The organism is Acinetobacter sp. AB03, from assembly GCF_058107045.1.
In genome coordinates, this window is the sequence record NZ_JBUEBA010000050.1 from 1 (window position 1) to 9,760 (window position 9,760).

Below are 9,760 nucleotides of genomic sequence, written 5' to 3' on the forward strand. Positions count from 1 at the left end.
CTTTTTTTTTTGAGAAAAATTTCTAATGAAGTGACTCAGATTAAAATAAAACCTTAGGAAAATATTGTCCGAAACTTGGAGATGAATAATGAATAACGCAGCACATCAATTTGCAAATAAAGTGGTCGCTCAATACCAATTTACAAACGGAAGTGATTCAAGTCTGAATCATTTAATTATCGGCAACAGCACCGCAGAAATTATCGACACCTTAATTTATATGCTTTTCTCAAGCCATGCTGAAACCTATGACGATGGCGTTGTTTGGTTTAAATCAGTGGACGCAATTAATGTTGAGAAGTCTTACATTACTTACAACAGTCGAGAAAGCTGCATTTTTGCTTATTTTGTGTTTGATAAAAATCCATTAATGCTGAAAACAACCGCATTGCATATTGATAATGTTTGTTACTTTGGATGTGAAAGTGACACCACCAATAAAACCATCGAATTTTTAGAAAAATTCAAAGTTCGTGTATCCCTTGCTAAAGAGTGCCACAAGTTCAAATTCAATACTGAGCATCATGAAACCTTGATGCATGAAACCATTAAAACCTTAAAAACTATCTATGAAGAACATAACGACATGGATGCCGAAAAGTTATCTCAACACCATGACACAACTCATTTAGTTAACACATTTCTTGCTTAACCGTACACCATACAATAAACAAAACCCGAAAAAGGATATAACAATGCTATTAGGCGCTTTAAAACAATCTCTAAGCTCAGTCATCGACATGAACCGCTACACCGCCCTTTGCTCACATGTGGAGGGTGAAAACTTGCCGTTATGCGCTCAATTTCGTGTACTTAAATATATCTTTGGTGAGCATGGTCTAAGCGCACTTAAAAATTACAAAGAAGTTGAACACATTGACGAAGCCTTTTTGAAAAAACACTTCCTACGCATGATGAACTATGACTTTGAAGCAGTCATATACCTTGCTATGGTCGGCATGCGCGAACTTATCTTAGAAGCTGATGCTTTTGACCATGACGGCGAACAAAACGCCCAAAATGAGCTTAAACAAGCATTCCAATACGTTTCAGAAAATGACGTTCGTAATTTTGCTTATGTCACTCACATGGGCTATTCAGAAAAGTATTTCAACTGGAATATCATTCGCCACCAGTCTAAAGATGAAGCGGATAATCCCCTCACCTTTTGGTTATTTAAGAATGCAATGTATTCACTATTTTTCAACTTAGCCAATCGGAAATAATGCCCCAACTCATTAAGAGTATTTAAGTCCGAACTTAAGTACTCTTTTTTTTGCATTAGAAAAATAGACCGGTATATACGCCGTCTAAGCATGGGTTAAAACGTATACGATGATTTTAATTGATTAAAAATATTTCAAATATCCATTACGTGTTTTAGGTCGGTTAATCAATTCCAATAAAGTTATTCATTAGTATTTTTTAAATAAAATGGCTCTATCGAAAGCAATTGCTTAAAACTTGGAGTCCTGTAATGAATCAACTTGATAAGTTAAATCATTTAAAAAATATCATCAAGCAAGTACCACATGAGCGTTTTGATCTGGATTTATGGCGCACGATCCCTGGTACCGACAATATGACTTTTGCTCAACTTATAAATAGTGATGCTAATTGTTGCGTCATAGGTTGGGCGACAGCTGATGAAACATTTAAAAGACTTAACTTCATGATGTTAGACGGCGTTCCCCTTTATGCACCATTCCGTGCGAATACTGGTGAGCCATTCACTTATGAAGAACTCAAAACAAATGTTGTTTATCGCGGTTCTGAAGCAGTACGTGAGTTTTTTGGACTCAATTATGAAGATGTCGATCATATTATTTTTGACAGCAACTACGCTTTTGAAGACCGAATCAAAGACGAGATTATTCATCATATCAACCAAGTTATTAATTGCGTGAACATCCGTCCACAAGACCTTGACCACTTGTTATCTAGCTCAATTGTTGCACTGGATAACGAAGTCCGTGAGTTCACTTTAAATGATGATGAAGTCCGTGAAATATCTGTTGTGGTTGATTGCTTCAATAAGTTTTTTCCCGATGGTGCTTATCTTGAGTTTGTTGCTACGGTCAACGTACCAGGTGATTGTGATCCACTGGAATACATCGCCAGCAATTACAACATTAAAGAGCCATTAGCTTTCGTTCCTAAGCCGAATGAAGCATTAGAAGAATATCTGGAAACATACCCGATCGAACATCTCATGCATAACTGGCAAGAGGATTTCATTTCGCCGTATGACGAAATCATTAATCAACGTTTAACGCATATCGCATTGCAAAATTTAAATAGCGCAAAAGTAGTTCAATAAGGAAACCTACCCATGACAATTGAAAATCCGCAACTCGTCAGTGCCATCAACGAACTTGGCTTTTACTTGCCACAGCAAGTACAACAGATACCGAACACCACAGAAGCCGGTTTTCGTGTGTATGTGATCGATACAGCAAAACATACCAACATCGAGGCACTAATTAGTGCTATTGAGAATGTCAGTATCACTTCACAGCCCTTTTCTTTTCAAGATGATTACGACATGGGCGTGTTTTTTGAGGGATTTAGTTTCTTCTTGCCTATGCTCATTACACAAGACAGTGATGCACCTTTACCTCTGTTCTTAATTCAACTGGATTTGTAATTCCAACAGCGGTACGTGCGCCAATATGTACCGCTACCCCTTTTGGCACACCGCCTAAAACTTGGAGCAGATATGAACAAAGCAACGACCGTTGAGCGTTTAGAAAAGCTGATTGAGCTAGTGATCGAGGTCATTCCTGATGAAAGCTTTGATTTCGACATTTGGCGTGATTATGACGCAAGCCATACAGAACAACACACCGATTTCTTTTCAGGTTTCACCACAGAAGAATTGTTAGATAAAAATATTGTAGGATGCCTGATTGGTTGGGCTACGTCTGTCGAGTATTTCCAAAATCTAGGTTTCAATTTTCATGGTTCTGTTGGGCCAATCTTCATGTATGAAAAAATACTCAGCAATGAAGAGCTAAAAGATGCGCCTGTTGTCACTGTACCAGTCGTTTACCAGTGGAAAGCAGTACGTGAGTTTTTTGGCATCACTCAGGAAGATGCTTTGGTGATGTTTAGCTATGACAATTACGACCAGGCCAAAATTGATAAGGACACAATGATTCGATTTATTGAACGCATCATCCAAAAATATAAGTAACCACCGAAACGGCGCAATGCCGTTTTGCTAGACGTTATAACCGCTTACGATGATTTTAATTGGTTAAAATATTTTCAATATTTTTAAATTTTGAGAAAAGTTTTTCCCCTGGTACACCCCTCTATACTTAATCCATAGCAAGCAAGGCACAAAGCCTTAAATCTGGAGTAAGTCGAGTGAATACAGCGCATAAGTACGATGATCAAGTCATCATCCCAACAATAGCCGGGCAACTGGAGTTGCTGTCTGGTACCGATCTAAACAAAGAACTGGCTGAGCATGTTTTTCATGAAGCACCAGACATCGATCTAAGTATCTATGACATTTTTATTGTCTGCTTAAGTGGCGGTAAGGATTCGATTGCAGCGTATTTGCGCTTACTGGAGGCTGGAGTAGATAAAAGCAAAATTGAGCTTTGGCACCACAAAATTGATGAAGAAAACCAGCCGTTCATGGATTGGGTGTTCATGGAAAACTATACCAAAGCATTCGCTCAGGCATTCGACACACCATTGTACTTCAGTTGGCTCGAGGGCGGTTTCCTTGGCGAAATGCTCAAAGAAAACAGCTACTCAAAACCCCACTTCGTAGAAACACCAGAGGGCTTAATTAAGCTTGAACGCGACAACAACCGCAGTAAACCAGGCACACGCTTGAAGTTCCCACAACAAGCAGCCAGCCTCATGACGCGCTGGTGTTCTTCAGCGTTAAAGATCGATGTCGGACGCAGAGCATTGAACAACCAGGAACGCTTTGACGGCAAGAACATTTGTTTTATCACTGGTGAACGCCGTGAAGAGTCACCAAACCGCAGTAAGTACAACCAGCTAGAACCGCACCCATGCGACCGTAGAAGCGGTAAGAAAGCAAGACGCGTTGACTGGTGGAAGAACGTGCTTCACTTCACTGAAGAGCAAGTATGGGAGTTACTGGAGAAGTACAAGGTTACTCCACCAGTGCCATATCGCTTAGGTTGGGGCCGTAGCTCATGCATGACCTGTATCTTCAACAGTCCTAAAATCTGGTCAACCATCAGCACCTACTACCCTGAACGCGCTCAGCTGATCGCTGGTTATGAACAAAAGTTTGATTGTACGATCAGTCGCTCAAAGATCGATGTCGTCAGTCTGAGCAATGGCATTGAGCCATTCGACATTCAGGATATGGAAGCACTGGTACAGTCCAAAATTGAAAGTTATTACCTACCAGTGTTCACGGATAACTGGACGGTTCCACCAGGCGCATTCAACAAGGAGGGTTGTGGATCGCTGTAAATTAGGGTGCCATTTGGCACCTTTTTAGGATGAAAACCGCAAGCGATGTTTTTTAATTGATTAAAAATGGTTTGGAATAATTTTGTTTTTGAATAAGTTTTTGACACCACCTGTCAGCATAAAATGATTTTAAACCAATCAATATGAGATGATGTTTATGACAACTTTAAACGAAACAATGCAAAAGTTCTGTAAAGCTAAGGCAATGATGACCTATTTAATGTCTGATGATCCTATCATTGATGAATCTGTCAGCCGTTACGAAAATTGGGCATTGGCTTATGACCTTTTTGTGAGTATTGGGCATCTGGATCTAGAACAAGTTGAGCAGATCTGGAATGAAAAAACCCATACCAATTTTGTGCTTTGGGGTGTAGTTGGTGAATGTTCAATAGAAGAAATTGTATCGTATGTGACAGAAGAATATGACGCTCAAGCTGTCACACTGGCGCAGATTAATGAATTACAAGACGGTAAAACACTGGCAGAAATCTAAAATCAACCTAAGGAATGAGTTATTAATTAAGTATTAATAGCTCATTTTTTATTGTCTGAAACTATACAACTACCACCTTGAATCATTTTCACAAGCATCGCCATCGCCGTCACCATCCATCATGGTATCTGGGCAGTTTTTCACAAACCAATCAGCTTCTTCTTTAGATCGCATTTGAGAGCAATGCTTACGACCATCGCACTTATAGGCTACTGGCTTTTGATATATAGCATTTGTAGTTTGATTATCTTTATATAGATATTTCTTTAATTGAATGCTACCTAGATATGCCACCCCAATAGCTATGCTAATAAAAATTATCCATAGATATAGTGGCAATGATTTTTGCTTGTCATGCGTTTGTTCATGGTCGGAATAGTAAACATGGATTGCCCTATTTTTATTTTCTTTTTTAACTACCTCGAAATAGACCTCTCGACCTACTATTGGCTGTTCGCCTTTCTGAAAATCCTTAATATGGAAAAATACATCACCAAAATTACTCGTAGATATAAAACCAAAACCACGCTCATTATTATATTTTTTAATTGTTCCTGTTAGTACCACCTAAAACCCCATATATATTAAAAGCTATATTAATTATATTTGTTAAACCTAAATAAATACTATCTTTTTTTTAAAAAAAAGTTTTAAGGTTTATGGATTTATTATAATTAAAACATCAAAAGCAATTGCTTAAAACATGGAGTAGCTATTATGAATAATTTTTTCGCTGGTGCTGAAGTCATCACTGTTTTTTCTTTACAAGACGCTTTAGAAGAGGGCGTGATTATATGCCTTAGCGATAAAGAAGAACATGCCAAAGATTGCAAACAGTTCTATAAGTTCCCTGTTTATATTACAAGCAACTTGTATAACAAGCACCTGACAGCTGCAAAAGCAATTTTTCCGAATGGTACGGAAGCTGATGCTGAAAAAATCAATGATTTAATGGGATATACCATCTTTGATATGTTGAACATGAGCGTTCGTGGTTCAGTTGCACTTAATGACCAAAGCGTTAAGTTTAAATATGCTCTACAAGATACACCGCATACCTTTTCTGACACCTTAATCACCAATATTGCTACGGTTGGGCCTGGTGTGAATGGTGAGCCTATCATTACTTTTATGATGCCTGAAGACCAATAAACACAACACCTAGCATTGACCAAACAATGCTAGGTTTTTTTGAGATCCGAACGTTCATTGAGAGGTATAAAAAATTCAAATGGCGACTATGAAAATTGACAACCCTGACTTATTCGGCTTTGCAAATATGCAAGAAATAGAACAACAAAGAGAAAAAAACGAATTAAAACGTATAGAAACGATGAAGCTTGTCCGTTGTGACTGGTTTATCGCCGTGACATCTACTGGAGAGCTGTTTAAGTACAGTGAAAAAGTACCAGCAAAATATAAGGCGTTTAAAGGCATTAAATTATTCAAGTGCTGGAATGAAGCTACCGCGGATCTCGTGTTAAATGCCGTAAAAGGCGCAATCAAGCGTGATCATTACGAAGTGCCAGACGTTAAAAAAAGCAAAAAGCTTGCTGTTGATAGTTGGGTAAGAAACATTGATCTAAAGTTTCTACATTTGCCAGTCGGTCAACTCACCAACCTATACAGGGAACATCAGGAGCGTTTAAGACTGAAGCGTGAAAAAGCCAGACTTAAAGAAAATGAAAACACGTATGACGTAGAACCGCACTAATCACACCCACCAGGAATAAGCACCCATAGCTTATTCCTTTCATAAGATGATGGCCGTAAACGATGTTTTTAATTGATTAAAAATAACTTGAAATCATGAGCCTATCAGCCGAAATACTTTTACTGAAAAGTTATTCAGTCTACATGCACCGATATAATTATTACATCAAAGCTCATTGCTTAAAACTTGGAGATACGACAATGCAACTACAAAAATTTAATGCTGGTACTGCTAATGTGCGCCACTTGCTACAAAGCTTCACCCAAGCGTATGACGGTTTACCAAGTTGCGTCATCAATGTGATTGGCGTAGCAACCAAAGCAGATCCGCAGTTTATTTTTAACATTGAACTGGATGTCGTTTTATTTCACCAACACAAGTCACAAGCCTACTGCATTGAAGTCAATGCACCGTTACAGGCTCAAGTCATCGCAGACGCTCACGAATCATTTAGATTCAATCCTGATGATTCTCATGCATTGATTGAGGGCGAAGTCATGGATGTGGCGATTAATTTACAACGCCAGGCCATTAATGACATGATTCAATATGATTTGCTGTCAGATGCAGAACTGGAAAAGTTCAATACATGGAATAAAGGTTTCGCCAGTGCATTACTGACTGAATGTTTTGAAGATGTCGCAGATTTTAATGCGCTGCATAGCTCACATTTTATGGCGAACACTGTTTATTTAAGACTGATTGAGTACTTTAAAAACAACCTGTCATAAGAAACCATTAAACAAATAGAGGGAGATCCAATAAAGGTCTACCCTCTTTTTTTATGCCTTTAGATTTTATGACGTATACGATGTTTTTTAATTGATTAAAAAATATTGGAATTTTTCATTGCCAGTTCCATAAGTAATTTGAGAAAAGTTTTTAAGGGATATTTCAAAAATATAATTAATTCATACCTAAGCAATTGCTTATAACTTGGAGTTGAAGATATGAAAAGCCTACTTGATTTTTTTACAAACCGTTCTAAAACATTAAACATTATTGTGAATCCTGAATTAAATACAGGTCATTCCCTTGCTGATTTTTCGTATAACGAAGAATTGCATCAAGACCTTAATGTATTAACGGTTATTCCGCTTGATCATTACGGAAACTTTCTATCTTTAACCCTTGATGATTGGGGCGTTATTACTTCAAAAGTTCAATTCCCTGAGCATCTTGATTTTAATCAATTGCTCAGCATTTTTTGGGAAACACAACCCATTTTAGTTGTTACTGACATCGCACGTTCAGAAGTGCATGACAGCGACTTTTTTCAACAAAGCTTGGTCAAGCAAGTCAATCTTGCATATAGCCGAGATATTGCCAGTGAATATGCACCAGAAGATGTTCACTACATCTCTCAATCTTTTGATTTAGATAAGCTGATGCGTTGCGGTGTATATCTGCAAGGTCATTGCTATTCAGCTCATGATTTCGTCATTAACAACCATAACCTATTTGAAAAAGACAGCTTGATTGTGCCTGTTTTTAACATCCACTCGACACAAAAAGAACTGCAACAATTTTTAGTATTTGATCTGCAAGGTAAGTTTTTGGATTGCTTTGTTGGCACTGAAGTTTTGTACTAAGGAATATTGATCATGTCTAAAAAATACTTATTGATTGAATTGAGCTACGAAGCACCAAACAACACCAGTGCTGATGCTGTTTTGCACAATGTCTATATTGATATTAATCACCCTGAAAATCTGGCGATGTTTAGCGAGTCTTGCAAGAATCGCCATGAAATTAATGAAAACCTACCCATTTGCAAGTTAATCACTTCATGGGTTCGATTACTAGGGATCTTCACCATTCTGGACAATACAGATCAGGACAAAGAAACCCCTGTTCTCATTCAACTTGCTGACGGCGGTACTTTATCTATCGATGGTTGGGAAATTCTCGACCAAGAAACCAAAGATAGACGCTTGGCGTTAATGGACATTGAGCCAGATGAAGAACAAGACGAAGACGACCCTATTTTGTTCGCTCATGAGTATTCAGACTCAATCACTCTCACCAAAGTCGAAAAGCCAGTAGCAGAAAGTGTATATGTCGCTATGCGTAACTCTTACAGCAACAACTTTGATTTAGTTCTTGAATGTATCTTGAATCCTGAAAAACATTACAGCCTATATCAAGGCTCATATGATGGCACTCATGTTCAAGTGATCCTGAATGACTTGGCACTCCTACCATCATGTAAGACACATAAATCAGAAATTGGCGACTATGTAACATGCAATGTACTGGAGCTGTTCAAAGGCTCAATAGATGCGTATGGCGCAGAAAGTGAATTTATTGATTCATTCGTGCAACTCGACATTACACCGTACTTAGATAGCACACTGAAAATGGACTACATCGAATTGCAGTTTAGCTACCAGAGCAACGATCTCATTGCATTTTTTGGGAATGATCCATGTTCTTAACATGGATCTCTATGGAATAGGAGAAAATACAATGTCTGATCATATCTATAATTACATCATCGGCAGAATCGACAAAAGCCGTAAAATTATGGTTCTGGTGAACTACGAATCAAGATCCAATCTGGTGACTCAAGCACAGTTAATGAAAGTCCAATTCCCGAACATCAATACCTTGAGAATGTTCCTGAATGACTTTGAGCCAACGGAAAAACATGTTATCCATTACTCGAAATACAGTAAAGAAATGCCATCAGGTGCAGATGGATATTTCCTATTTTCAGAACATGACCAGCAATGGAATATTTTTGATCCGAATGTCTTAAGTCGGTTTGTTTGTATATACCAAGAATCACCAGAGTTAGATAATTACCAAGATTACATCTGTTCTTGTGAAGTCAAAAACTCACCCACACTTAAAGCAAAACATAAAAAACAAGCATTTATGGAGAAGATGATCTTCACTTCATTGGGTTTTGAGCGTTATTGCCATCATTGCAACGGTTATGAACCACTGGATCGTTTTTATTATCATTCTGATACCAAAACCTATGAATCAGTTTGCAAGCCTTGTTATGTTCCTCATTACAAACCTTACAAGATGAAAAAACTTATGACCAGTACGGTTGAAGAATATATTTAATC

13 protein-coding genes and 2 pseudogenes are annotated in these 9,760 nt (G+C 38.0%); 13 read left to right on the forward strand and 2 right to left on the reverse strand.

Annotation, left to right across the window (positions count from 1 at the left end; genetic code table 11):
- Positions 1 to 88 precede the first annotated feature (88 nt).
- From ACY3FQ_RS18015 to ACY3FQ_RS18045, 7 genes are all read left to right on the forward strand, one after another.
- Entirely contained in the window at positions 89 to 652 is a 564-nt protein-coding gene (locus ACY3FQ_RS18015; protein WP_057694171.1) for a hypothetical protein, read from the forward strand.
- Positions 653 to 695: 43 nt separating this feature from the next.
- On the forward strand, positions 696 to 1,226 hold the full coding sequence (locus ACY3FQ_RS18020) for a hypothetical protein (RefSeq protein WP_024160755.1): 531 nt from the start codon (positions 696 to 698) through the stop codon (positions 1,224 to 1,226).
- Between the two features lie 251 nt (positions 1,227 to 1,477).
- Positions 1,478 to 2,320: a hypothetical protein gene (locus ACY3FQ_RS18025; RefSeq protein WP_057694152.1), complete on the forward strand. Its 843-nt coding sequence runs from the start codon at positions 1,478 to 1,480 to the stop codon at positions 2,318 to 2,320.
- 12 nt (positions 2,321 to 2,332) lie between these two features.
- On the forward strand, positions 2,333 to 2,647 hold the full coding sequence (locus ACY3FQ_RS18030; protein WP_024160757.1) for a hypothetical protein: 315 nt from the start codon (positions 2,333 to 2,335) through the stop codon (positions 2,645 to 2,647).
- 72 nt (positions 2,648 to 2,719) lie between these two features.
- Positions 2,720 to 3,196, forward strand: coding sequence for a hypothetical protein (locus ACY3FQ_RS18035; protein WP_005006052.1), 477 nt, complete (start codon positions 2,720 to 2,722; stop codon positions 3,194 to 3,196).
- Positions 3,197 to 3,435: 239 nt separating this feature from the next.
- A complete protein-coding gene (locus tag ACY3FQ_RS18040) occupies positions 3,436 to 4,470 on the forward strand; it encodes an adenine nucleotide alpha hydrolase family protein (RefSeq protein WP_489774598.1) in 1,035 nt (344 codons plus the stop codon).
- Between the two features lie 157 nt (positions 4,471 to 4,627).
- Positions 4,628 to 4,966, forward strand: coding sequence for a hypothetical protein (locus ACY3FQ_RS18045; RefSeq protein WP_024160759.1), 339 nt, complete (start codon positions 4,628 to 4,630; stop codon positions 4,964 to 4,966).
- A gap of 69 nt (positions 4,967 to 5,035) precedes the next feature.
- Here ACY3FQ_RS18045 and ACY3FQ_RS18050 read toward each other — a convergent pair.
- Positions 5,036 to 5,173, reverse strand: a pseudogene (locus ACY3FQ_RS18050) (excalibur calcium-binding domain-containing protein); the annotation flags it as partial.
- A gap of 231 nt (positions 5,174 to 5,404) precedes the next feature.
- Positions 5,405 to 5,533, reverse strand: a pseudogene (locus ACY3FQ_RS18055) (cold-shock protein); the annotation flags it as partial.
- Between the two features lie 150 nt (positions 5,534 to 5,683).
- On the opposite strand from ACY3FQ_RS18055, the gene ACY3FQ_RS18060 reads away from it, so the two are divergent.
- From ACY3FQ_RS18060 to ACY3FQ_RS18085, 6 genes are all read left to right on the forward strand, one after another.
- A complete protein-coding gene (locus tag ACY3FQ_RS18060; RefSeq protein ID WP_038350030.1) occupies positions 5,684 to 6,118 on the forward strand; it encodes a DUF6573 family protein in 435 nt (144 codons plus the stop codon).
- A gap of 79 nt (positions 6,119 to 6,197) precedes the next feature.
- Entirely contained in the window at positions 6,198 to 6,680 is a 483-nt protein-coding gene (locus ACY3FQ_RS18065) for a hypothetical protein (RefSeq protein WP_024160761.1), read from the forward strand.
- A gap of 200 nt (positions 6,681 to 6,880) precedes the next feature.
- Positions 6,881 to 7,411: a hypothetical protein gene (locus tag ACY3FQ_RS18070; RefSeq protein WP_038350029.1), complete on the forward strand. Its 531-nt coding sequence runs from the start codon at positions 6,881 to 6,883 to the stop codon at positions 7,409 to 7,411.
- A gap of 219 nt (positions 7,412 to 7,630) precedes the next feature.
- Positions 7,631 to 8,272: a hypothetical protein gene (locus ACY3FQ_RS18075; RefSeq protein ID WP_047471704.1), complete on the forward strand. Its 642-nt coding sequence runs from the start codon at positions 7,631 to 7,633 to the stop codon at positions 8,270 to 8,272.
- Positions 8,273 to 8,284: 12 nt separating this feature from the next.
- A complete protein-coding gene (locus tag ACY3FQ_RS18080; RefSeq protein WP_489774599.1) occupies positions 8,285 to 9,118 on the forward strand; it encodes a hypothetical protein in 834 nt (277 codons plus the stop codon).
- Positions 9,119 to 9,149: 31 nt separating this feature from the next.
- A complete protein-coding gene (locus ACY3FQ_RS18085; RefSeq protein ID WP_005006032.1) occupies positions 9,150 to 9,758 on the forward strand; it encodes a hypothetical protein in 609 nt (202 codons plus the stop codon).
- Positions 9,759 to 9,760 lie beyond the last annotated feature (2 nt).